General features: G+C 62.5%; 21 protein-coding genes. 9 read left to right on the top strand and 12 right to left on the bottom strand.

Translation table 11 applies throughout. From position 1 onward, the window contains the following. Positions 1 to 158 (bottom strand): SDR family NAD(P)-dependent oxidoreductase (locus DIE12_RS32670; protein WP_124523396.1); only part of this gene is annotated, 158 nt, incomplete at its 3' end. Between the two features lie 51 nt (positions 159 to 209). Continuing rightward, positions 210 to 950 (bottom strand): acetoacetate decarboxylase, encoded by a 741-nt coding sequence (locus DIE12_RS32675; RefSeq protein WP_124488980.1) that lies wholly within the window; start codon positions 948 to 950, stop codon positions 210 to 212. A 449-nt stretch (positions 951 to 1,399) separates the two neighbouring features. Between DIE12_RS32675 and DIE12_RS32680 the strand changes: the two genes are divergently transcribed. Then, positions 1,400 to 1,981, top strand: coding sequence for an undecaprenyl-diphosphatase (locus DIE12_RS32680; protein WP_124488981.1), 582 nt, complete (start codon positions 1,400 to 1,402; stop codon positions 1,979 to 1,981). A gap of 39 nt (positions 1,982 to 2,020) precedes the next feature. On the opposite strand, the gene DIE12_RS32685 is transcribed toward DIE12_RS32680, so the two are convergent. The 3 genes from DIE12_RS32685 to DIE12_RS32695 all read right to left on the bottom strand — a co-directional run bounded on the left by DIE12_RS32685 (position 2,021) and on the right by DIE12_RS32695 (position 3,935). Beyond that, the gene (locus DIE12_RS32685; RefSeq protein ID WP_124488982.1) at positions 2,021 to 2,245 is read right to left on the bottom strand and encodes a hypothetical protein; all 225 of its coding nucleotides are present in this window, start codon (positions 2,243 to 2,245) and stop codon (positions 2,021 to 2,023) included. Positions 2,246 to 2,364: 119 nt separating this feature from the next. Further along, positions 2,365 to 3,186 (bottom strand): siderophore-interacting protein, encoded by an 822-nt coding sequence (locus tag DIE12_RS32690; RefSeq protein WP_185500428.1) that lies wholly within the window; start codon positions 3,184 to 3,186, stop codon positions 2,365 to 2,367. 38 nt (positions 3,187 to 3,224) lie between these two features. Then, complete coding sequence (locus tag DIE12_RS32695; protein ID WP_044846504.1) at positions 3,225 to 3,935, bottom strand: PadR family transcriptional regulator; 711 nt, start codon at positions 3,933 to 3,935, stop codon at positions 3,225 to 3,227. A gap of 875 nt (positions 3,936 to 4,810) precedes the next feature. Here DIE12_RS32695 and DIE12_RS32705 point away from each other — a divergent pair. From DIE12_RS32705 to DIE12_RS32720, 4 genes are all read left to right on the top strand, one after another. Next, positions 4,811 to 7,594, top strand: coding sequence for a type VI secretion system Vgr family protein (locus tag DIE12_RS32705; protein WP_124488985.1), 2,784 nt, complete (start codon positions 4,811 to 4,813; stop codon positions 7,592 to 7,594). An 11-nt stretch (positions 7,595 to 7,605) separates the two neighbouring features. Then, positions 7,606 to 9,780: a DUF3274 domain-containing protein gene (locus DIE12_RS32710; RefSeq protein WP_124488986.1), complete on the top strand. Its 2,175-nt coding sequence runs from the start codon at positions 7,606 to 7,608 to the stop codon at positions 9,778 to 9,780. Positions 9,781 to 9,929: 149 nt separating this feature from the next. After that, on the top strand, positions 9,930 to 11,414 hold the full coding sequence (locus DIE12_RS32715) for a DUF2875 family protein (RefSeq protein ID WP_260427348.1): 1,485 nt from the start codon (positions 9,930 to 9,932) through the stop codon (positions 11,412 to 11,414). Between the two features lie 19 nt (positions 11,415 to 11,433). Continuing rightward, a complete protein-coding gene (locus DIE12_RS32720) occupies positions 11,434 to 11,694 on the top strand; it encodes a PAAR domain-containing protein (RefSeq protein WP_124488988.1) in 261 nt (86 codons plus the stop codon). A gap of 69 nt (positions 11,695 to 11,763) precedes the next feature. Here DIE12_RS32720 and DIE12_RS32725 read toward each other — a convergent pair whose 3' ends face one another. The 3 genes from DIE12_RS32725 to DIE12_RS32735 are packed head-to-tail and all read right to left on the bottom strand — an operon-like array spanning position 11,764 to position 15,408. After that, positions 11,764 to 12,885, bottom strand: a complete 1,122-nt coding sequence (locus tag DIE12_RS32725) for an aromatic ring-hydroxylating dioxygenase subunit alpha (protein WP_124488989.1) — start codon at positions 12,883 to 12,885, stop codon at positions 11,764 to 11,766. Further along, a complete protein-coding gene (locus DIE12_RS32730; RefSeq protein ID WP_124488990.1) occupies positions 12,879 to 14,459 on the bottom strand; it encodes a GH3 auxin-responsive promoter family protein in 1,581 nt (526 codons plus the stop codon). The genes DIE12_RS32725 and DIE12_RS32730 overlap by 7 nt, the downstream gene beginning before the upstream one ends. A 13-nt stretch (positions 14,460 to 14,472) precedes the next feature. Next, positions 14,473 to 15,408 carry a fatty acid desaturase gene (locus DIE12_RS32735; protein ID WP_044846489.1) on the bottom strand — a complete coding sequence of 312 codons (936 nt, stop codon included), beginning with the start codon at positions 15,406 to 15,408 and terminating at the stop codon, positions 14,473 to 14,475. Positions 15,409 to 15,521: 113 nt separating this feature from the next. On the opposite strand from DIE12_RS32735, the gene DIE12_RS32740 reads away from it, so the two are divergent. Both DIE12_RS32740 and DIE12_RS32745 read left to right on the top strand, forming a co-directional pair. Further along, on the top strand, positions 15,522 to 16,406 hold the full coding sequence (locus DIE12_RS32740) for a metal-dependent hydrolase (protein WP_063927848.1): 885 nt from the start codon (positions 15,522 to 15,524) through the stop codon (positions 16,404 to 16,406). Then, positions 16,403 to 17,323: a hypothetical protein gene (locus DIE12_RS32745; RefSeq protein ID WP_124488991.1), complete on the top strand. Its 921-nt coding sequence runs from the start codon at positions 16,403 to 16,405 to the stop codon at positions 17,321 to 17,323. Before DIE12_RS32740 ends, DIE12_RS32745 begins: the two co-directional genes overlap by 4 nt. On the opposite strand, the gene DIE12_RS32750 is transcribed toward DIE12_RS32745, so the two are convergent. Together DIE12_RS32750 and DIE12_RS32755 are read right to left on the bottom strand one after the other, a co-directional pair. Further along, positions 17,311 to 18,429 carry a hypothetical protein gene (locus tag DIE12_RS32750; protein WP_260426310.1) on the bottom strand — a complete coding sequence of 373 codons (1,119 nt, stop codon included), beginning with the start codon at positions 18,427 to 18,429 and terminating at the stop codon, positions 17,311 to 17,313. The genes DIE12_RS32745 and DIE12_RS32750 overlap by 13 nt on opposite strands. Then, entirely contained in the window at positions 18,422 to 19,111 is a 690-nt protein-coding gene (locus DIE12_RS32755) for a hypothetical protein (protein WP_235879180.1), read from the bottom strand. The genes DIE12_RS32750 and DIE12_RS32755 overlap by 8 nt, the downstream gene beginning before the upstream one ends. On the opposite strand from DIE12_RS32755, the gene DIE12_RS32760 reads away from it, so the two are divergent. Both DIE12_RS32760 and DIE12_RS32765 read left to right on the top strand, forming a co-directional pair. Beyond that, positions 19,110 to 20,669: a fatty acid desaturase family protein gene (locus tag DIE12_RS32760; RefSeq protein WP_260426311.1), complete on the top strand. Its 1,560-nt coding sequence runs from the start codon at positions 19,110 to 19,112 to the stop codon at positions 20,667 to 20,669. The two genes, DIE12_RS32755 and DIE12_RS32760, sit on opposite strands and share 2 nt — an antisense overlap. A 327-nt stretch (positions 20,670 to 20,996) precedes the next feature. Then, complete coding sequence (locus tag DIE12_RS32765) at positions 20,997 to 21,365, top strand: cobalamin-dependent protein (RefSeq protein WP_260426312.1); 369 nt, start codon at positions 20,997 to 20,999, stop codon at positions 21,363 to 21,365. A gap of 165 nt (positions 21,366 to 21,530) precedes the next feature. Here DIE12_RS32765 and DIE12_RS32770 read toward each other — a convergent pair whose 3' ends face one another. Continuing rightward, entirely contained in the window at positions 21,531 to 22,478 is a 948-nt protein-coding gene (locus DIE12_RS32770) for a ketopantoate reductase family protein (RefSeq protein ID WP_124488992.1), read from the bottom strand. A gap of 10 nt (positions 22,479 to 22,488) precedes the next feature. Continuing rightward, positions 22,489 to 22,734: a hypothetical protein gene (locus DIE12_RS32775; protein ID WP_124488993.1), complete on the bottom strand. Its 246-nt coding sequence runs from the start codon at positions 22,732 to 22,734 to the stop codon at positions 22,489 to 22,491. Positions 22,735 to 22,976: the final 242 nt, after the last annotated feature.

Genomic DNA, 22,976 nt, shown 5'->3' on the forward strand with positions numbered 1-22,976 from the left:
GCCTTGACGATCTCGTCGGCAACCGCGTTTGCGCCGTCCTGGTTCAGGTCGGCGATCGCCACGGCCGCGCCCGCTTTCGCGAGCTCCAGCGCGATTTCCTTGCCGATGCCGCTTGCGGCGCCCGTGACGACTGCGGTCTTGCCATTCAGGTTGCTCATTTCGAATTCCCGTGGTGAAAGGATTGACAGGGAGAAAGGACTGCGGACGTGTTACTGAGCCAGGTAATCGTAGACGACTTCGCCGAGGCCGAGTGTCAAATCCGCGACGAGGTGGCGCGCTTCGACGATCTCGAGCACCGGCAGGTCGGCCACCGGCGCGAGCGCGTGCGGTGCCAGTTCGAGCGACGCGGGGCCAGTCCACGCGCCCTTCATCCTGATGTCCTGCATGTAGTAGCGCACCAGTTCGCATACGCGCGCGGTGCCGTCGACGTGCGGGATGATCTTCAGCAGGAAGTTCGGGCCGGCGAGGCGCTTCGTCTGCTCGTCGATGTCGAGTTCCTTGTGCTTGTAGCCCATCGTGCCGGTCGCGACGCGCACCTTGCCGTAGTCGAGCGTGCCCAGGATGTGGTCGGTGTTCACGTGCAGCGTGGGCGACGCGAGTTTTTTCGGGAAACCCCACAGCTCGCGGCCGCCGGCGATCGGCGGGTGATCGTCGAGATACATCGCGAGCGTGTAGCCGCCGGCCTGGCCGTTGTACTCGACGGGGATCACCTGGCCGCTTTCCGTGTAGTCGCCGAAGCCGGTCGAATCGGCCATGCGAATGAATTCGTAATGGACGAGCGGCTCCTTGACCTGCAACGGCTCGGGCACGATTTCACGCAGACGGTCCGGATCGGTGCGGTACGTGATGATCAGAAACTCACGATCGACGAAACGGTACGGGCCCATCGGAAAGGCCGGGCTGGTCAACGGCATCGCAAACGCTTTCGATCGGACATCGCTGGGTTTCATGCGGACTCCTTGTTGTTGATCGCTTCGTGGATGAGTGCTCGTAAGCTCGTAATCCTATGCCTGTGCGTTGCCGTTGTGCGATGCCGCATATGGAATTAATTGTTGCCGATTTCGAATGATTTGCGACGCAAATATTGAGACGAACGGTGCAAACGGCATGGCGCGCGTGAGCGGTCCGATACTCGCACGGGCCGGTGACGCCACGATGTGAAAAAGGTGAGCCTTTACGGGATAGTCGGTGAGCTTTTACGGGAGACAGTCGCGCGGGAATGTGACAATTGTGTGAACTTGTGTTGCAGTACAGGCTCTAAGTGCGTTCGCGCGCGGGCCTCGGTCCTGGTCACCGGTCGCCCGGCGCATTAAGCACTGCTTAAGCGAGTGAGCACTAGCATCGTTCGCATCCGACCGGCACCGCCGGTCCCGTCACGACATCCCACGCAACCGGATTCATGCAGAACCTCAATCTCACCCTGTTTTCCGCCTTCAATGCCGGCGCCGCGCCGCACCCCGGCGTTGCCCACCTCGCGATCTTCGCCGCCGACTGGCTCGTCTATGCGCTGCCCGCGATGCTGCTGCTGGCCTGGATCTTCGGCGAACGCCCGACGCGCCGCCAGGCGATCGAGGCCGGCGTCGGCACGTGTGTGGCGCTGGCGCTCGCGCAGGTGATCGGGCATTTCTGGTTTTCGCCGCGGCCGTTCATGGCCGGAATCGGCACGCAACTGATTCCGCATGCGCCGGACAGCTCGTTTCCAAGCGATCACATGACGTTTGCCTGGAGTCTCGCGGTCGGCATGATGCTCGCTGGTACCACGCGGCTGACCGGCGTCGTGATGGCCGCGATGGCCGTCGCGATTGCATGGGGACGTGTGTATGCGGGCGTGCACTGGCCGTTCGACATGGCCGGCGGCGTGCTGGTCGGCACGGCCGGCGCGCTGGCCGCGCACCTGTACGGACAACGCGTGGTCGAGCTGCTCGAACGGATCGGCGACGTCGTGCACGCGGTGCTGATGGGGCGCGAGCGCACGCCCTGAGCGGCAGGACTACGCGGGAGAAGTGCGGGCCGGACGCCGTCAACCGGGCGTCTTGGCTGCTTCCGCCGAAGCGGACGGGCCGCCGCCCGCTTCATGCAGTTCGGGCGTCTCGCCCGGATGCTGCGCGGCGTCACGTTCGAGCGCGCTTTCCTTCAGGATCGCGCACATCGCGACGAACAGCGCGAGCACGACGACCGCCAGGCCGCAATAACCGGCGATCTTCAGATTGCGAAGGAAAGGCGAAGCGTGGCTTTCTCTTGTCATGACCGGGCGCTCCTGGGCGGGCTGCGGCGGCTGTCGCCCGACAGCGGCGTCGCAGACATAGATATATACCAGCCGCCCCGCCGATGCCAAGCCCGCCCGTGCGCGGGCACCCGTCCGCGTCAGTCTTCCAGCGTTTCGTGCACGGCCGTCGCGCCGCGCTTCCAGTAGGCCGCCGCGCGGATGCGCGACTTGTCGACGCCGCACTCGCCGGTCAGGTACTGACGCACCGCGCGCATCGCTTGCGCTTCGCCTGCCGCCCACACGTAACCGTCGCCGGAGGACGGCAGCGGCAGCTCGCGCACCGCGTTCAGCAGCAGGTCGCCGTCCGCGGCGTCGGCTTCGTCGCGAAAGCGCCAGATTTCGTGCACGTCGGCACGCGTATCGAACGCGATCTGCGCGGTGCGATCCGCGACTTCCAGCACGACCGCCGTGCGTGTGCCGGCCGGCAATTGCTCGAGACGCCGCGCGACCGCCGGCAGCGCCGTATCGTCGCCGATCAGCAGATGCCAGTCGAAATCGATCGGGACCACGAACGATCCGCGCGGGCCGCCGATGCCGAGCCATTGGCCGACGCGTGCCTGTGCCGCCCACTGCGATGCGGGGCCCGGATGGTTCAGCACGAATTCCAGATCGAGTTCGCAGGCGGCGCGGTCGAAACGGCGCGGCGTGAAATCGCGCGCGACCGGCTTCGGTTCGCCTTCGGGAAACTCGGGGCCGTTCGCGCCGAGCGTCGGCATCGCGGGGCGTTCGGCGCCGGGCGGCGGGAAGAACACCTTCACGTGATCGTCGAACGACGACGATTCGAAATCCGCGAGGTCGGGGCCGCCGAGGGTGACGCGCAGCAGGTGCGGCGTCACGGCGTGCACGCGCACGACCTGCAGCAGGCGGAACTTGAGGGTATGGCGCACGCGCGTGACGGCGCGTTCGGAGGGGTTCTGCATCAATCCGTACTCCTTGGGTTTTGACGGGACGGCGCGGGTTACGCGCCGGTGCCGCCTTCGATTTCGGCCGTCGCGCGGCGCATGATTGCCGCGATGCGCCGCTGTTCGTCGGCATCGGCCGCGCTCTTGTGGAGCAGCGCCCGCTTCAGTGCCAGGCGGGCCTCGACGAACTCCGGCAGCCAGCCGGGCTGCGTGTCGTCCTGTGCCTCGCTGCCCGCCGCTTCGCCGGCGAACGCGCGGCGCATGAATTCCATCTTGCGTGCGAGGTGCGTGAGGCGCGCGAACAAGGTGTCGACGCGTTCGCGCTGTGCGTCGAGATGCGCGCGGCCGGCGTCGGTCAGCGCATAGCGCTTGCGGTTGCCTTCCGCCTGCGACGCGACGAAACCGACTTCGTCGAGATACGTGAGCGCCGGATACACCATGCCGGGGCTCGGGCTGTAGAAGCCGTTCGAGCGCGTATCGAGCGCCTTGATGAGTTCGTAACCGTGGCTCGGTTGCTCGGCGACCAGCGCGAGCAGCAGCAGCTGGAGGTCGTCGGAGCTGAATTGGCGGCCGCGCGGCATGCCGTCGTCGCCGAAATCGCCAAAGCCGCCGCGTCCGCCACGGCCACCGAACGGGCCGCCGCCGAACGGATCGTGGCCGCGCCGATGGCGGCCGATCAGTTGCCAGACACTGGTGTACCAGTCAGGGCCCGCATGCGCACCATGACCGTCGCATCGGGCATGGCCGCGGGAGGAGTTGTGTCGCATGATCGTGTCCTGTATGTCGTAAAACATATCTAAAGATATATATCGAAAGATAGGGTGTCAAGGAGGATTATTGGGGGGCGGATGTTGATGGGAGGGGATGTAGGCTGGAAAAACGGTGGCCCTTTTTTGCAGTATTTGAACCAAACTATTAATTTCCCAATTCAATAGCTACCGCTCGAGGTTGACGGGAAGTTCCGCCTAAATGGCGCCCAGCGTCTCGAGACGGGAGATCGTTGCTGTGGCATTGCGGATTGGCAACGGGGCATTGCGATACCAGAAGAGCGTGCTCTGTACGTCGCCGGAAATATCGGTTGCTGCCCGAATGATCCGAGGCGCGTCTCCAAGGAACTTCCGTACGCTCTCGGAGCCTGCCAAACGGCTCATCATGTTACGGTGTACATGGGCCAGCCCCGCGAGCGTTTGCATATGGATGTGGATGTGCAAAGCGAGAGCGAATCGCTTCGCCGAGACGATCGGAGCGATGCTCGTCGGTCCTCTCAATGACGCCATGAATTAGGCGAAATCGCTGGAACTGCCGGTGATATCGGATTCCACGACTGCTTTTTATTGCACGCTATATGCACATTTATAGCATCAGCATTCACTTCGGCCCGTCTAGCCAAGACGAACACAGCGATGGAAGCGTGTACGCGCCTTGGGCGGGGCCCGGGAGACATCCGACGTTCGGAGCACTGCGCGTCGGTCCAGATAGAGCGGCGGAATATAGTGTTCTTCGTCGAATAACATGAAAAATTGTTAGTCGGCATCCCCGATTGTTATTTCCGTGTCACATTTTGGTAAACTCGCGCGCAGCCGCCAGCTATTTAGAACAGCAACATCCGGCGGGTCATAACGAATCAAACTGAGAGACCGTCGTGGATATCCGAGAGTCGTTCCGCAAATTCGTATCGGGAATCGATGCGAATCGCCGGCCGGTCGTGCTGAATTGGGGTAAGGCGCAGCACGCGCTGGCGTCGAAGATCGCGTTGCAGCACGCGAGCATCCGCGAAAGCATGATGACCGGCATCAGCGGCTATCTGACCTGCATTTCGCAGCAGGGCGATTTGCCTCCGAAGCTTTTCATTGGTGCGCCGGTCTCAGTCGGTATCGTCACGGATCGCGGCCAACTGCATGCCATCAACGCAATCGTCAGCGCCGTTCAGATCGGCCGGACCGACGGGGAGCTGACGGTTTACCAGTTCACCGTGACCGACGCGGTGAACCTGCTGCAAAAGCGCACCAATTCCCGCATCTTCCGTAACGTCAGCGTTGTCGATGTACTTGGAGTCGTCCTGAGCGAATGGCGACAGCGTAGTGTTGCCCTCGCGCAGGCGTTCGAGTTCGACCTGTCCCAACTCGACAGATCCCGCTATCCAAGTCGCTCTTTCGTACGCCAGGTCAACGAATCTGATGCCCGTTTCATCTCCCGGATTGCACGTCGCGACGGCATCACGCTGTTCGTGCGCGCCGGACGGGTGAGCGGGGAGGCGAAAGACGGCGATCCTCCCGTGCATACGCTGGTGTTCTGCGATGACCCTCAGAAACTGAGCGAGTCCGCCGCAGGTACAGTGCGCGTCCATCCACGAGACGCTGGAACGGAACAGCGCGACACCATCACCGCTCTGACGATGCGCCAGCAACTGATTTCGGGGGAATCGGGGCGACCTTCGTGGGACTACCGATATGCCCGCGTGGACCAGTCGAGCGCATCGACAAGGATCGATCAAGGCGAATCGGGTAACGATCTCGCGAAATTGCTATCGGACTTCGTGATCGACGTCCCGCATATGGCGGACTCGTGGGCAGACCACGAACGGATGACGGAAGATCGCATTCTGGCTCATGAAGCGCAGGCGGTTCGATACGACGGCGTGAGCGGAATTCGCGACCTCGCAGTCGGCTCATGGATCACGATCGCCGGAGAGGACGAGTGGGGCACGCTCCCGTCCGACAAGCAGCAATTCGTGATTACGTCACTGCACCACGAGATCTGGAACAATCTGCCCAAAGGGTTGAACGAGCGTGCGCAGACGCTGTTCGCCGCCAGCCACACGCTTCAGCAGCCACGCTCGCTGAGCGATGGCGACCCGTCCGGGCAGGATACGCGCTACGAAAATACGTTCTCGTGCGTGCCGCGTGGCACGCCTCTCACGCCGCTTTACGATCCCAAGACCGACCTTCCGCCGACGCCGTTGATTACCGGGCGCGTGGTCGGGGCCGAGGGCGAGGAGGTCAGTTGCGACGAGAATGGCTGCGTGTTCGTGCAGATTCTCGGTCAGGATTCCCGCGATCATGCGCACGCGCAGGGTGCCGGAACGAACAGCAACGAGAGCGACAGCGCACCGATCCGCGTGGCATCCAGTCTGGCCGGGCCGAATTTCGGGGAGACTTTCTTGCCGCGGGTGGGCACCGAAGTTCTGCTCGGGAGCCTCGGCGGGGATCCGGACAGGCTGGTCATCATCGGCGTGCTGGCAAACGGCGCGAACATGCCGGCGAGTTTCACTCATACGGGCAGTCTGCCGGGCAATCGCTTTCTCTCCGGTATCAAGACGAAGGAAATCAAGGGGCAACGCTACAACCAGCTTCGTCTCGACGATACACCGCAGCAAATCAGCGCGCAGCTTGCATCGGAGCATGCGCATAGCCAGTTGAATCTCGGCTACCTGACGCAACCACGCGACAACGGACAGGGTGCAGACCGCGGCCAAGGCGCCGAATTGCGCACGGACGCGGCAGCTGCGTTGCGCGCGGCGCAAGGGATGCTTCTGACGACTTACGCGCGTACGCAGGCGAGCGGCGGACAGCTTGACCGCAATGAACTCGTCGAGTTGCTCGGCGAATGCGCTGAGCTGTTCAAGGCGTTGGGAGATTACGCCGGACAGCACGGCGGCACGGCGACCGATGCGACGGGGCAGCAAGCTGTCGTGACCGCCTTCAAGGGATGGACGCCGGGCGGCCACGCTTCAGGCGACGATCGTGCGTCGAACGCCGACGCAGACGACTCTCAGGCGCTGATGGCATTCGGCGCAAAGGCGGGCGCGCTCAATATCACCCCGAAGACTTACGTGACCTACGCCGGCGAGAACATCGATCAGATCGCGCGGCAGAACCTGCAATTCGCCGGCGGTCAGCGCGTAATCACGACGGCGGGCCAGGGCATCCACCTGTTCGGGCGCGGAGAAGGCGTCCGTGCGATTGCCGGCGAGGGCCCCGTTGTCTTGCAGGCGCAACAGGACACGCTCGCGGCGACTGCTCAGAAGGGGATACAGATCATGTCGGTCGGCGACGAGGTGTTGATCTCGGGCAAGTCGATCCGGCTCGTCGCGGAAGACGGAAGCTACGTGAAAGTCGGTGGCGGCGTCGAGGTCGGTTCCGACGGTGCGTTCACCGCGCACACGGCGGGACATGATTTCGTCGGCCCGAACACGGACCACGTTGCGCCGCCGGCGTTCAATCGCGGAGGAGCCGATCAGAAGTTCCGCTTGCGGTACCCCGGCACCGACGGTGACGACGGTATGCATCCCGTGCCGAATCGTCCATACAAGATCACGCTGCGCAATGGCCAGGTCATTAACGGGATCTCGGATGCACACGGGTTGACGGAGCTGGCATCGAGCGACGCGATGCACATTGCACACATTCAGGTTTTCGACGTTTAAGGCAGGCGATCATGTCCGATACCACAACCTCGTCGCCCCGGATCGTCGGCGAACATCAGGCGATTCTCAATTGCAACCGGCCGCAGGATGCGTTCGTCAATACCGACGTACAAAATCGCTTCCCGTGCACGACGATCCTGATCCATGGCGTGAATGACCTTGGAACGGATTTCGGCACGGTCGAAGGCGGACTGTGCGATGGATTGAACGACCGCCTCGGTCGCACCGATTTCAAGGGCGCGGAGTACTCGCACGGCCGCATGGCGAACGACCCGAGCCAGGTGAGCGTTGCCGACATGATGAAGAACATGGACGACGCCATCTATCGTCGGCAGGAAAGCGAAGAGACAAGGAGCCCGTTGATTCCGTTTTATTGGGGGTTACGCGTCGGGAAGGAGGATTTGCCCCGGGACCCCAATAAGGAAACCGTCAACGGCCAGTACGTCGACCGGTTCGGCAACCGCCTCGATGAGCACCGCGCGCGCAACGGCGGATTCTTCGCCAACGCGACCAACAACATCCCCGACATGTTCGACTCGAATTTCAAAGGGGGAATGACGACGAAAATTCTCGACCGGATGCAGGGCGACCCGACGCACCCGCTTCGCGAGGCGGAAAATCGGCACTACATGTTGCTGGCAGCTCGGCGGCTCGCGGCATTGGTGCGGCAAATCCGCCTTATCGACCCGGACGGGACGGTCAACATCATTGCGCACAGTCAGGGCACGCTGATATCGCTGCTCGCCCAGGCCTATCTCGTCGAGGGGCTGATTCCCAACCAATGTGGCCCGGCTGACCGTCCTGCCGACACGTTGGTCCTGATCGACTCGCCCTACAGCTTGAGCGAGGAGTTCATGGATCGGCTGCTGCAACGCGGGGACCAGCAGCAGACGGCTTACGCGCGTGCAAAGACCCTGGCAAACCTGGCCGGGTTTGTGGCGAGCGGCAAATATTCGACGCCACCACTCGATCAATTGAAGTACGTGCCAGGTCGGGACAATTTCGGCATCGTCGGCCCGACGTGGGATCCCGTGCAGGCGACGCGCCTGAGCGGGTTGCAAGGCAACGAATGCGTCGTGTTCGCCGAGCGCGACAATCGCGGCAAAGTGTATATGTACTTCAGCCCGGAGGATGCGACCGTCGGTCTGCGCGGCGTCAATGGCATGGGTTGCTCGGGCTTGCCCGACTCAATCCACGTGCGTGCGGCGCAGCGGGGAAGCAAGCCTGAGAAAATCGATCTGCTGTCGGCGGCTTTCCGGCAGCGTGTCTTTACCCGGCGTCTGCGGCAGGGCAAGCCGGTTCAGGTTGGTACGCCGCCCGGAAACTTTACGATGCGGGAAAAGGGTGAAACATCCCATGGCTTGCCCGGCGGCTTCACGACATGGGTGAAATCGACGCAGATAAGCGTCGGTACCGAGCGCAATATCAATGGCGAAGCATTGACGCCACCGTTCGATCCCGAAATGGAAGGCAATGTGCTGCCTGGAACGGAGGTAACGCCTCTTTCGGCAAATAATGCTGGCGAGTATGCGCCCGGCAAACAATCCATTGACCAGCTCGAAGCGGAAATTGCCTTGAGCACGAACAGTGGCGAAGGTGCGTTGCAGCCATTGCCCGCACAAACCATCGAATGGCCAACGAGCGAGGATGGGACGCTGCCGACCACCGCCGAGGTCGAGGCGTCGTTGAATGCGGGCAAGGATCCAGACGATCAGTGCAAGGTAGGCCGGGTCGTGTCGACGGTACCGCCGTCGCCCGGGCACATCGTCGTCTATCGGCAGGAGACGCTCAACGAAGCCAAGGTTCGGCTGATGAATAATCATCAGGGAGAAAGCTCATATCACTCGGCGGTCATGAGCGGTCGTAGAAATCACCGCTGTGCGACCGCGTTCGATGTATCGGTAGGCCAGGCGCGTGCGCTGGACGATCCGGACTGGGCAAAACTCCTGCGGGCAATTGCCGATTGGAGACTTCCGGAGAGCGATATAGTAAAAGCCGAGAGAAAACTCGGCAAAAAGCTCGACCCCGTAACGTCCGAAATAGTAAAAGCCAATTGCAGCTATTACGAAAGCGGAGTTTTCCCGGAAGAAAATATCGTGCCCAAGGATTTTCCTGACGGTGTGGTCAGTGAAACCAGGAAAGATCGAAATAGCGAAGATACAAAAGAAGCACGATCGGTACATTGACAAATTGATGCGCCATGATTACGACAAACGTCACGCGACCACCGGCTTCACGAATATTTCTGCTCGCACTCGCAATCCTGACTCTCTTATGGATTGCAGTCTTTGAGTTTGTTGTTGGAAGGGAGGGATTTTTGGGAGGGAATATTGCAATGTATCGACGCTTGTCGCTGTTGATCTTGCCGCCGCTATTGTTGGCGGCATGCGTCAGTATCGCCTATGGTGCCTCGTTGCGTCGAGACTCGCCGCCTCGAGACACGCCCGCTGCCGCTCGTCCCTCGAGCGTAAATGAAGCTGTCGTTGCCGGGGACGGATCTCGGGACGCACGGTTCACATTGGAGATACGACGCTTTGGCGTCGCCGTTGACCGGTTTCGCCAGCGTGCGCTATTGATGCGGCTGGACGAGGCAGGAACCAATGGAACGTTGCTCCTGCAAGATCCCAAACAATATCCGTGGTCGAGTAGTGATCGAAGCTTTGCGGGACATAAGCGCGAGAACAACGTTTTCGGCTATACATTGCGTGGATGGGTCGATTATTGGCCGATTCCCGTGATAGTGGCCGGGCCGCCCCGAAACGAGAGTGATCCGGAGGCGGGCCGGATGGCAACCCACATCAGTAGTGCGGATAACGGGGCGGGGATTGGCAATACAATTTATACGAGACTCGATGAAATACATACTGCGTATGGGGACGATGTAGTCTCTAGAGCGTTTGATATTTTTGACCGCGAGCCGGACTTGCCGGCAGTAGTGTTGCTGGTTGAGGATGGAATCAACACGCGATCCTATTTGGGTACTCCGGGCGCCGATTACCTGGGTTTGTCCACAAAAGATGGAAACTTCGTACCAAAGAATCCGGACAGTTACGTTGCGTTGCTCGTGACGAGAAAGGATCGCGTTGACCGATTGATTCGTCCATATGTGGTGGACGCACCAGAGGCAATCGACAACACCCAGACCCGATATGACGTGATCAAGCTGTGGAATTATTTCTGGCAGCTTCAGAAAGCCTACTGGAAGAAGGGTGAAAAGGAGATGCCGGCGGATTATTGGCAGGCGAAGCTCCCCGAGTTCTGGAAGACCGCGTCGCTGAAGATACCGGACGGCTTCAAGCCGAACCCGTGGATGCCGATTCCGTGGACGACGTGGCAACTGAAGGAGTACGACAAATGGCCGGTCCTGGCCAATCTGCATCGGCCGGTGCGAGTCGATCTGAGCAACGGGCACGGGGCGCCGTTGAAGAAGGGCGAGCGAATCGAAAAGATCCGCGCCGGCTGGCAGCAGGCAGTGGGCACGCTTGCGCCCGGCGAGCAGCCGGGACGGATGTTCTACGACACCGGCTCTTCGACCGCCAATCTCGCGTTGCTGGTGCAGTCGCTGCACGACAACCCGCAGCATATCGATATTGACGATCCGAAAGACGCATTCGACATGCAACGCCGTATCGGCGGCGACACCGGAACGAGCTCGATCTGGGTCCAGACCGCGCTGGCGCTGATGATGGGTTATGGCGACGGGAAGACGAGCGCACTGATCAACCTGCGGGATCCGCTGCATGCCACGATCGTCATGCTGACGCCGTCGGACGCCGCGTCGCGGCAAGCGCATCCGCAGACGTTCAGCTGGGATTTCTGACGGACCGGATCGACACGTCATGGGTCAAAAGCGATACATCATCGAAGGCGATGTGCACAGCCACTGCGGACGCGTTGTGTCCGGGGCGCCGAACTCGCGAATCAACGGGCGCGCGATTGCACGCTTGCACGATCCCGCGATTTGCGAGATTCACGGCCTGACCTTCATTGCGACGGTGTCGGGTCACGCCCGGTTCGACGGGCAAGTCGCCGCATGCGACGGCGACTTGCTGGCATGCGGAGCACGCCTGATCGCGAGCCAGGACCAGACGGGAGGCTAACGGAAATACGGGGCACGTGGGCGGTGCGCCGGTCGAGCCGGGCGCCTCGCCCGATCGCGCCGGTGACGCTCAGATCACGAATTCCATCGGCTTCGTGCCGCATTGCGCATCGGGCAACGGCTCGCCACGCTGCGTCGCGGCCAACAACCGACCGATCGCAATGTGGACCACATCGGCGCGCACGCTCGACGGCGTGAAGCCTGCGGCGTTGTCGAGTCCCTCGCGGTGCGCGCGCATGATTCGCACGTCTTGCTGGATCACGGAATGCGTGTAGAGGTGCAGCAGCGGTTTCAGCGCGCGCAGCACCGCAGCCGGCAAGGAAAAGCGATAGGCGATGTATGTATAGACACGCGATCGACGCGTGTCGAGCGGCGTGATCTGGCTGATGATCAGAAAACTCGAACGGCTACCCCAGTGATAGTCGCACCGTGTAACGTTCGGTGCATAAAAATGATCGGTATGCCGAAGCGGTTCCCTGGACGGATTGGTCAGCCAGTCCAGCATGCCGATCTTGTCGCCATCATCGTGATACGTGACCTCGACGCTCTGCTGCTTCAGTTCGACGGTCGCCCGTAGTCGCCGCCCAGTGGATGAGCGAAAGATCCGGTCGTGCACGAACACCGTATGCGGGACGTCCATGAAGTTCTCGACCAGCGCACCGAGATCGCCATCGAACGTATTGACCATGTAGTACGACTGCCACGGCCGTTCGCCGTGGTGCGGCATGTCGAACGGCCGCTTCAGCGCTGGATCACCTCGCCCGCGATAGACCCAGACGAGGCCGTGCCGAGTCAGCACCGGCAACCTGCGCTGACGATATGGGTAGGTCGTACCGGTCGATTCGGCGCTTGCGCCGTCGATGCTGGGAATTCGGGTGACGCGGCCGTGCTGGTCGTAATGCCAGCCGTGATACGGACAGACGAGGCAGCCGTCGATGACATTCCCGGCCGACAACCGGGTGCCGCGATGCACGCATTGGTCGACGAGCGCGACGATCTCGCCGTCTGCCGCCCGGAATAGCACGATGCCGAGGCCGAGTACGCGCGTGCCGAACGGTTTGTCCCGCTTGACCTCGGCTTCGGTGCCCGCGACGTACCATTGCTCGACGAGCGCGCCGAAGGCTTCGCCATCGGCGTCCGGCTCGGATTCGTCGCACGGGGGGCACGTTGATGCGATCGATATGTTCAACATGAGCACGCGTCCTCGATGAATGCGCGGAGTGCGTCCGCCACGGCGGGATTGGCCACCAGTGCGCGGGGTTTGACGTCGCCAGCCCGGATGCCAGCACGCTCGTGGGCTCGCTGGACGAGATCCGCCAGCTGGGCGGCACCCCCGGGTATACGAACCACGCGCAACGGGCCAAGCTGGCCGACCGTGCGTGCGTGTCGGTAGTGAAAAGCGCGGGCGAGAGCCTGTTCCAGCGCATCACGCAGGGCGGCGACGTCCTGCGTACCGCTTGCAAGCAACAGCAGGTAATGGGGCGGATCCGCGTCTGCGCACGGAATCACGCAACCTTCATCGCCCGGTTGCAGCACCTCGGAAAGCGACGCAGCCAGATAGGCTTCGTCCAGCTTTTCACCGACCAGATCGCTTTGCGTGCCAGCCCGCCCGACGAAGGCCACGCATGGCGTTCGTCCCGCATATCCGGTCACACGGACCCGATCGCCGAGCCGATAGCGGTACAGGCCGCCTCCGGTCGTCACGACGACCTCGACCGTATCGCCCGGCTTCAGTTCTTCCACGCCTATCGCGGTTCCATCGTCGAGCAGGAACTCCAGGAAGTGGCTGCAGACGGCGAGGGGACAGCCGGCCATATCGCCGAACGGCAGGCTGACCACCGCCTCGGTGGAAAACAAGCCTTTCGGAAGCCATGCGGCCTGCGGAAACAAGGTGCGGGCATGTGCGGCGTAGTGTTTGCTCGGACCGTCCATCCAGCAACTCACTGCCGCGAGCTGCGGCCACAGCCGGCTGCAGTGGCCATCGTCGAGTGCGCGCCGCAGCGCTGCCGTACGGTTCGACGGCAGCGAATCGAACAGGAAGGTGAGCGTATCGCCGCGTTGCGGTTCGGCTTCGTCGAACAGCGGACGAAGCAGACTGGTCAGGAAGGTCGGGCTCCATACGCTGATGAAGGCCAGATCATCAGCGGCGATCAGCGCGCGCAACGTTTCGTTGCGCCACGCGCGACCGTCACCCGATAGCGATGGTGCGACGAGCGTCGGCAGCAGATCGACGAGCGGGCTGTCGGCCAGGTATTCGAGATCGCTGTCCGATCCGATCATGATGCCGTTGGGAGCGCGTTCGCGCGCGTGCATTGGAGGTGACATCGACCAGTACGCGCGCCCGGCCGCGACGCCGGGCACGGCGCGATGCAGATCGGAGAGCCAGACGATCAGCGCGAACTGCAATTCTTCGAGAAAGGCCGGCGTATAGGGAATGAGCTTTTGCTGCTCGCTGCCGCCGCTCGTGCGCTCGAAGAAGCGTGGCGCTTGCGCGGTCAGGATCGGAGCGGACTCCTTGAGTGCACGATCAATCCATCGGGACATGCCGGCGTAGGGGGCCACCGGCACGCGCTCGCGAAATTGTGCCGGATCTGCGATATCGGCAAACCCGTTGGCAATGCCGAACGTCGTGTTCCGATTTGCGGCGAGCAAGCGTGACAGATAGGCCGCCTGCGCGTCGCCCGGCGCATCGAGCGCGCTGAGCCACGCGCGACGGAAGGGTTCTGCTGCCGCGCCAAACGTGGCCCACGCATCCTGTGCACGCACGTGCGTCCTCTCGTCAGAAATAGGTCTTTTCGAGCTGTGTCGGATCGCTGGGCAAACGCCGGGGCGCCTCGAACACATGCAGCCAACCGTACCACAGCGGTCGCGTCTCCGCTGCGTCGGAGCATGCATGAAGCTCCTGCCAGCGCAGGCTCGGATGCCGGTGATGCGTCAGGTTGTAGTTGAAGTTGAGGAACGCCCAGCGGATCAGTGCGGGGGCACGCATGTTGTATGTGCCCTCGACAACGTCGAGCGGAGTGTGCATGTGATACACCCATTGGAGCGACGACCACGAAAACGCGAATGCGAGGTAGGCAATCGCGATGTCGAGCACGCGCCAGTCCAGCAATGCACCCAGTGCAATCCACGCGGCCACGGCTGCGAGGGTTTCGTATCGAATTCGTCGAAAGTCGGCCTGGTCGAAGTCCCTGAACGCAGCCGCATACGTGTTGTCGTGTCCGTACTTCGCCCAACCATGCGGGATGCGACTCGGAAGCACGGCCAGGACGAAGCTGCCCGCGAAACTCGCCAACCAAATGCCGCCGACGATCGCCACGTAGTATTCGATTCGCTTGCGCCACAGCGAAACGTCCGGCTCGACGAAGTCCACCCGCTCCGCAGGCGTTCGATTCCGCACGTGGTGACCGAGATGATTCACGTGGATCAGCGTTGCTGCGGCGCCGAACATCGTCGATGCCCACCACATCATCAAGTAGTTGATTTCCCCGCGCCGATGCCCGAAACCGTGGAATGTTTCGTGCATCATCGAAAACACACCTTGCATGATCAGGCAGAACGGTACGAGCGACACCCAGCGCAAGGGGCTCGTACCATGCGACAGCCACGTCAGGATGCCGGCCCATGCAACGCTCTGCAGCGCGAGCACGCAGAGATTCAGCCGATCGAACCGTCGCGAACGATTATCTATGGCGCTTGCATTGGCAACGAACATACAATTCGGACATGGATGGTGGCGGCGACGCAGAGCATACCTTCGATCGCCATCATCGAACAATACGCCCGCCTGCGCTGACCCTGCGCGTTACGCCACGATCGGCCACGACCATGTACGCCAAACGAACCGACGATTCAACGCATGAACGCCGCAACGACGCGGCAGACATCCGTCGGCGCAATCCGCGTTTTTGCTTCGCCGACCACATTCCGCGCTATTGGTATCGTGACAACCGCCGCGTGACGCGCTTTTTCGACGCGTTCTCGATCATGTTTCCGCTTGGCGAGAAGTTCTTTGTCGATAGCGTGAGGCAGTACTGCGACGCGCTGCCGGCCGACGGCACGCTCGCCGCGCAAGTGGATGCTTTCCTGTACCAGGAAGCCGCTCACATCCGCGAGCACCGCGCGTATAACCGGCGCCTGGCTCGCCAGGGCATGCCGGTCGACGCACTCGAGGCGCTCATGCGGAGACGGCAGCAACAATGCCGGCGTGTCGCTTCGCCGCTGCTTCAATTGACCTTCACGGCATGTCTTGAGCACTACACGGCCATTCTGGCCGATCTGCTATTGCGCGATCCGGCCATTCTCGACGGCGTCGACCCGTCGATGGCCGCGATCTGGCGGTGGCATGCGATAGAGGAAACCGAACACAAGGCCGTCGCGTTCGACGTATTTCGCGCTTGCGGCGGCGGCGCGATCAAGCGCTATTTCATGCGGACGGCGGCGATGCTCGGCGTTACGGCATGCTTCGTCGTCGATCTGGGCTATTTCATCGTCCGTCTCGCGCGTGCCGACCGCGACGCCGGCAATTGGCGAAGCTGGGCACAGCTTGGCTGGTGGCTGTTCGGCGCGCCGGGCATCGTTACCCGCGTGCTGCCTGCGTGGCTGGCATGGTTCTCGCCGCGTTTTCACCCTGCCCGAATCGGGAATCCAGCCACGCTGGCTGCTGCTCGCGCTGCGCTCGCTGCCGATGGCGTGACAACGGAGCCGGCATGAGCGCACGGTGTCCGGCATGGTCGCCGTCCGGCTTCGACGAGTGGCGGCAACACTACCCGTTGACGCCGTTCGAACCGGCGCCCGCAGCACTCGACTGGACCGGGCGCTTCATCGAATGTTGGCACGCACATGGCGCTCACGCATTCCCGGACACCGTCATCGTGCTGGTTGCGGGACTCTATTCCGAATGGATACCTGCCTGCTTCGGGCATGCTGCGCGGGCGTTGCGTGCCGCGCGGTACTCAGTCCTTCGTGTGCCGGTCCGCTCGTCGCGCGCCGTTGCCGAGCAGGGCGCGCATATCGCGCGCAACCTGTATGCGCGCTTGCCCGCTGATCGCCGTTTTATCGTCCTTACCCATAGCAAGGGCGGGCTCGATGCATTGGCGGCTCTGCATGCGGATTCAGGGCTTCGTGCTCGCTGCGACGGTATCGCACTCGTTCAGCCGCCCGTCGGCCCGAGTGCGATCGTCGATGGCCTGCTCGAGCAACGGGGGGCGCGCATCGATCCCGCATGGTTGGGTCGAGCCGCCGGGAGATTGCTGCGCACACGCTGGCTGCATGCAGGCTCGCGCGATATCGGCAGCGGGCGCGACGCGGGCATCGCGAATCTGTTGTCTGCGGTGCCCGGTGGCCTGCACTGTGTGCATGTCGTGAGCTGGTCGATAGAACGCACGTCCCGGTTCGACGCACATCACTCACGCCTCGACCGCTACCGTCCCGGTTGTGCGCATGACGGACAGTTCTACCTCGATCACCAGACGATTCGCGGCATGCCCCAAGTGTGCGTGCCGCATCTCGACCATGGCCAGCCTGTACTCGGCGGCGCCGGCTTCGATGCGGGGCGTTTCTGGCTTGCACTCGTTGCGCTCCTGAACGACACGCGAGCGGCTGCGGTCGCGAGCGGTCAGACGAGATAGATTTCGAATCCCGGGATCGCTTCGGTGCCGCCCGGATCAAGTGCGCTCGCGCCGGGCGTGGATAGCGTGTATAGATCCATCGGCAGTGCGGTGTACCGATAGCCGTGCAAGGCGGGCCATAGCGGGTCGTGATCGTACAGGCAAAGCTGCAGCAACGCATAGCGGCTCCGCTCTCGTTGCCAGACCGCATCGAGCAGTGCCTGTGCGATGTCCGGGTTGCGTCCGCTCACATGCAGATGAGTCAGGTAGATGTCCTGAAGCGGCTGGCCGGGTGCTGCGATGGGAGGGCGTCCGAGCAACGGCGCGATGGCGTTGAAGCCGTGACGCAGCGCACCGAGCGAGCGCGGCAGACGTTCCAACACGATGCGCTTGATACGTCCTGCATCCCACGGAGCAACGCAGCCCACGATACGCCGCTGCGCGTTACGTGCGACCAGAAAGCGCTCGATTCCAAAGTCGGGCCAGACGTTCAGGCGGCGCGCGAATTCGTCCGCCGTAAAGACGCAACCGAAGGGTTGGGAACGCGACTCCTGGTCCAGAAATGCGCGGAGCGCGTCGGCGTCGGCGGCCGACGCGTTCGTGATCCTGACGGAACTGGCGCTCCGCGCAGCGATACGCCGCGCATAGATCGACACGTTACTGTAGCCGCGCCAATGTCGAAATCCGAGCCGGGTCCGCTTGCCTGTCTTGAATAGCGATTGCGTTGCGATCCTGTTGTCGCGAATGACGCAGCAGTACGTATGCTGCACATCTTCGTGCCGGGCGAGATCAGCGAGGCGATCGACGACATAGTCGACCCACGTGTGCGCCAGTTCGCGATCGGGTGCGATGCGCAAGTCGCCGAGGTAAGCGATGCGCTGTTTCTCGCCGGCGATGTAGCCGTCGCGAACGACCATGCTGGCTATTCCTTTGACGCGCCCGGCGCTGTCCTCCGCGAGCCAGGTTCGATAGTCGTTCGAATGACACCGATGCAGTGCGGAGTAATCCGGCGAGCGATCGAAGCGAAGCGGCATCCCGCTTAGCATCGCGTAACGTGTTTGAAACGCGAGGAGCCGTTCGTTGTCGACCGCTGTGGCTAGCCGGATCCGCGTCATCGGCTCATTCACCGGTGAAGATTCGTCTTGCCATCGGGCGCAGGTTTTCCGGCGTCAGTTCACACAGGCAGGCGAGCTCGTTGCCGCATGCGTATTCTGGATTGCGCTCCAGAAAATAGGCGACATCCGGCAGCCGTCGATGCACGTCCGGCACTTCGGCGAGGGCTGGGGCGAGGCGGCCTTGCGGTACCGGAAACTTGAGCACGCCGGACGCGGCGTCGTATGCGTGCCCGAAGCGCTCAACTGCCAGATGATCGAGCAGTGCCTGATTCACGGGCTCAGTCGGTCGGTCGAATCGCGGGGTGAAGTCATGCGCGAACGCTCGCAAGTAGCGGTACGTACGATGCCCTTTGCAGATCAGAAACCAGTATAGTGCCACGTCGGGCGAGTTGCGTTTGAGCTCACCTGCGAGTCGAATCCAGCAAAACGCGAGTTGCTGGCTGCCCCAGCAGGCCGGATCCACGATCGTGTCGCCGGAAAACAGGATGCGCAGTGTGGTGTCGCACCACTGCTGTTCATATAGTTTCAATGTGGAGAAGCCGCGCAGCTTGCCGGTGTCATCGCGCATGATGACGCAATGTGTCTTGTCGTCGAGATCGTGTTCGAAACGTGCCTGTTCCGTATCCCGGTAACAGGTCGAGTAGAGCGCGTACATATGTGCAACGTCGACGTCGCGCAGCTGCGCACGTGTCATGGAACTGGCTCGAAGCGGCATAGCGTCGTTATTCATGCGAGCTGAAACGATTTATCATGATACGCGATTGAGCCGCTCCTTTTTTCACATGCGCGCCATACCTCCTGTTTCCGCCTCCTATATACCGTCAGCGTTCGACGCGTGGCGCTGGCTCGCAATCTATGTCGTCGTGTCGGGTGCGCTGTACTTCTGGGTCACACACGCGCCGATGGCACCCGTGGCGCTGTTGCGTCCGGGGCCGTACGATGCGGTCATTCCGCGCGTGTCCGCCAGCGTGCCGCTTTATTTGAGTTACGCGCTCGTGATGCCGTCGATCGTCTGGTTCGGCCGATGCCGAAATTGGCTGCTGCCCGCGTTTTTCGCAGGTGCGCTTGCCGCAGGCCTGTGCATCGTCAGTCATCTGCTATGGCCGACTGCCGTGAGCCGGTCGCCGGCTGCGACAGGATGGATCGCGTGGCTGTATCGGATCGACGCGCCACTCGCCGCGAGTCCATGCGGGCATGTTGCGCTGCCTGTGGCTGTAACCGTGGTATTGGCTGCGCTACGTGTCCGTGCAGCGCGCTATTACGCTGCGTGGAGCGCAATGCTGGCGCTCACGGTTTTGACGACCGGGCAGCATCTGATCGCGGACATGCTCGCGGGACTCGCACTCGGTATTGGCGTTGGCGGTGCGACGACCGTGCTCATTCGTCTCGACGTTGACCTGCGTACGGCCGCCGCATTGTTGCTTGAATGGCTATGTATCGTAGTTATGCTGCGAGTTGCGTTATCGGTGGGGCATTGGGGAGGCTACCTCGTCGCTGCCGTTGTTGTCGCGACCCGGCAACACGCGTTATTCATTCTGTATCACGACGCGACACACTATCATTTGACCCGCCGCCGTTTCGCGAACGACTTTCTGATCAACTTGGCAATCGGCGTACCGGGACTCGTGCCCATCGAGTTTTATCGCCCGCTGCATCTCGCACACCATCGTCACGTCGGGACTTCGGAAGATCCAGAGCGGAATTATCTGTACCACGCGCAGCCATGGAAATTCGAGCCACTCGACACACTCCCGCTCGTCCGGCAACTGCTCGGTGATTTGTTCCTGGTCAACATGGTGAAAAACATGCGCGCATACCGGCGTGCGAACGGGCGTGGTGCGTCCATGTCACTGCCGCTGCTTACGGCGATAGCGACTTGGGGCATCCTGCTCGTGCCGCTCCTGCATGCATGCACAGTACGCGAACTGTTGACGCTTGCGGCGCTTTGGTTCGTTCCTCTTGTGACAATTGGGGCGCTGGTGCAGAAGATCCGTAGTATTGCAGAGCACAGCGGCGGGCCGGGTGTCACGGCTGGCTGGAATGACTGGACTTATTCGTGGCGCGTCGGGTTACTGGGCCGCTTCTTTATCTGGCCGTACAACATCAACTATCACCAACAGCATCATCGCGAACCCGGCGTGGCGTGGCATCGCTTGCCCGGATTGCGCTCGTCTGACGAGCCGGTTCTGCCTTCGCGGCAATTGCTTGCATTGCTCTGGTCGGGTGCTTCGCGCCGTGGTAGTCAAAGATAGAAAAAATCCCTTCCACGACGCGATGAAGTTTCCTATCGGTCCTGGAGCGAAAGAACGGCTCGACCCGTCGCGATCCGTCTGACGCGTGCCGCGCAACCATTGCACACGGATTGCGTCATGAGGTCCCACCGCTGCCCGGCAGATAGTCGAAAGTGATCGACGTGTTGCACACATTCAATGCGGCGATCCGAGCGTCGTCAGCGACGCGCTGAAGCGCATTCCGAACCCGCCCGTACACGCGGCCGTGTCGGTCAGCTCGCTCGCCGGCATCACCGGTTCGGCGTCGACCGCCTGGCAAAACGCGCGGGACGCAGGCCGCGCATCGCGATCGCCAAGCTCGGCCAGGACGGACACGACCGCGGTGCGGCCGTCGTCGCAGCCGCGCTCGAGGACGCCGGATTCGACGTCCTGCGCCTGCCGCTGTTTCAGCAACCGGCGTCCGTGGCGGCAGCCGTGCAGGCGCATGGCGCCGATATCGTGGGCATTTCGTCGTTGTCCGGCGCCCACCTCGAGCTCGTCGAAGGGCTGCTCGACGAACTGGCATTGCATCGCGCCCGGATTCCGGTGGTGTTGGGTGGCATCTTTCCGGCCGCGGATATTCGCCATCTGAAGGCGAAGGGCGTCGCGGCGACGTTCGGGCCCGGCACACCGCTCGATGCGATCGCGCAAGCGCTGTGCGCATGTCTCGACGCATGAGTCGTTCCTCGAGAAGTTCAGGGCGCGGTTAGAACGAGGTCTAGAGGAACGGGTGATCGTCGCCGATGCGCCGATTTGCGTGACGCTCCGCACCGCGGCCAGCTGCGTGGATGGGTCGACGGACGGACGCTTCGACGAAGCGCCTGGCGGCAACCGCCACGCGCTTCAGTGTCGAGCCGTCGCGCCGCCCGACTGACGCGTACGCGCATCGACGAGCCTGACGAGGCAGGCCAGGCTGTTCGTATACGGCACCGCGACACCGGCCTTGCGAGCAGCCTCGACTACCGCGCCATTGATCGCTTCGATCTCGGTGCGCCGGCCGGCCAGCACGTCCTGCAGCATCGATGGCCGATGCGTACGATGATGGGCGAGCGCATCGCGCACATTCGACGCCACGTGCGCTTCACTTGCCGAAATGCCGAGCGCACGCGCGACGGCCATCACCTCTGAAACGATCTTCAGCGCCAGCTCTTCGCCGTCTGGAGTATTCGTCAATTCGCCGACCGTGCATTGCGTCACGGCACACAGACTGTTGAGGGCGGCGTTGAATGCAACCTTCTCCCAAATCGCGGCCCAGACGTCGGGATCGACATGGCACGAGAGGCCGGCGTCATTCAACGTATGCACGGTCTGTTCGAGCGCGCTCGTATGCGTGCCGTTCGCGTTCATCAGCCGGATCGTGCCCTGGCCATGCGAGCTGACGGCGCCAGGTTCCGACTTGTCGGCCGGCCACGTGGTCACGCCGACCATGACCCGGTCGGGCGAGACGGATCGGGCGAGCCGTTCGGCGTTCCCCAGGCCGTTCTGCAACGACAGGATGACGGTGTCGGGGCCGAGTACGGCGCTTGCGGCAGCGAGTGCGGCGGTCGTATGCATCGTCTTCGTGAAGACGATGACGAGGTCGACGGGCTCGCCGGCCTCCTCCGGCCTCAGTGCGACGAGATTGCGCACGATTTGCTCGCCGGAATCGGTCGAAAGCCGCAGGCCGTGGCTGCGAATCGATGCGAGATGAGCGTCGTCGATATCGAGCAGGCTGACCGAATGCCCCGCAAGCGCGAGGCGGCCGCCAAAGAACGAACCCATCGCACCGGCACCCAGAATGGCGATCTGCATGGCGTGCTCCTCAGAACGGATCGTGGTGGAGAGTGCTCTGCAGGGTAATCCCCCGCAAGTCGGTGAATTCCGCGACACCCGCGCGGCCGCCGAAGCACCGGAAGCCGCTGCCCGGCTTGAGCGGGCCGAATCCCGACCAGATCGGGAATGCGCGGGCCGCGGCGTCCACCGCTGCCTCGGCATCCTCGACGCCGGCGGCGGCGGCGGGCGCGCGTGACGCTACCTCACCGTCGATGAGCATCGACACTGTCTTCATCGTTTGTCTCCTGGATTTCTTCGACGCCGATGTCCTCGGCGAGACGGGCTTCACTCGGCGCGTGCAGCGCGAAGGCGACCGACATGCGCTCTCACCCGGACCGGGCGCAAGCGCGCGCGGCGGAAACTGCCGGGGCGCCTAGCGGCGGGAGGCTGAGCTCCATTGAAGTCTCCTGTCGTTCAGTACGGTTCAGGTGAACGCATTATCGAAACATCAGGAAGAATCCGAAATTGCCGATTTCA

Origin of the sequence: Burkholderia sp. Bp9015 (genome assembly GCF_003853505.1) — a bacterium.
In the GTDB taxonomy this organism is placed as follows: domain Bacteria; phylum Pseudomonadota; class Gammaproteobacteria; order Burkholderiales; family Burkholderiaceae; genus Burkholderia.

Bases quoted from the DNA above. Each gene is read 5' to 3' on its own strand.
- DIE12_RS32675 (WP_124488980.1), bottom strand. From the start codon at position 950: ATGAAACCCAGCGATGTCCGATCGAAAGCGTTTGCGATGCCGTTGACC.
- DIE12_RS32680 (WP_124488981.1), top strand. From the start codon at position 1,400: ATGCAGAACCTCAATCTCACCCTGTTTTCCGCCTTCAATGCCGGCGCC.
- DIE12_RS32685 (WP_124488982.1), bottom strand. From the start codon at position 2,245: ATGACAAGAGAAAGCCACGCTTCGCCTTTCCTTCGCAATCTGAAGATC.
- DIE12_RS32690 (WP_185500428.1), bottom strand. From the start codon at position 3,186: ATGCAGAACCCCTCCGAACGCGCCGTCACGCGCGTGCGCCATACCCTC.
- DIE12_RS32695 (WP_044846504.1), bottom strand. From the start codon at position 3,935: ATGCGACACAACTCCTCCCGCGGCCATGCCCGATGCGACGGTCATGGT.
- DIE12_RS32710 (WP_124488986.1), top strand. From the start codon at position 7,606: ATGTCCGATACCACAACCTCGTCGCCCCGGATCGTCGGCGAACATCAG.
- DIE12_RS32715 (WP_260427348.1), top strand. From the start codon at position 9,930: ATGTATCGACGCTTGTCGCTGTTGATCTTGCCGCCGCTATTGTTGGCG.
- DIE12_RS32720 (WP_124488988.1), top strand. From the start codon at position 11,434: ATGGGTCAAAAGCGATACATCATCGAAGGCGATGTGCACAGCCACTGC.
- DIE12_RS32725 (WP_124488989.1), bottom strand. From the start codon at position 12,885: ATGTTGAACATATCGATCGCATCAACGTGCCCCCCGTGCGACGAATCC.
- DIE12_RS32735 (WP_044846489.1), bottom strand. From the start codon at position 15,408: ATGTTCGTTGCCAATGCAAGCGCCATAGATAATCGTTCGCGACGGTTC.
- DIE12_RS32740 (WP_063927848.1), top strand. From the start codon at position 15,522: ATGTACGCCAAACGAACCGACGATTCAACGCATGAACGCCGCAACGAC.
- DIE12_RS32745 (WP_124488991.1), top strand. From the start codon at position 16,403: ATGAGCGCACGGTGTCCGGCATGGTCGCCGTCCGGCTTCGACGAGTGG.
- DIE12_RS32760 (WP_260426311.1), top strand. From the start codon at position 19,110: ATGGAACTGGCTCGAAGCGGCATAGCGTCGTTATTCATGCGAGCTGAA.
- DIE12_RS32755 (WP_235879180.1), bottom strand. From the start codon at position 19,111: ATGACACGTGCGCAGCTGCGCGACGTCGACGTTGCACATATGTACGCG.
- DIE12_RS32770 (WP_124488992.1), bottom strand. From the start codon at position 22,478: ATGCAGATCGCCATTCTGGGTGCCGGTGCGATGGGTTCGTTCTTTGGC.
- DIE12_RS32775 (WP_124488993.1), bottom strand. From the start codon at position 22,734: ATGAAGACAGTGTCGATGCTCATCGACGGTGAGGTAGCGTCACGCGCG.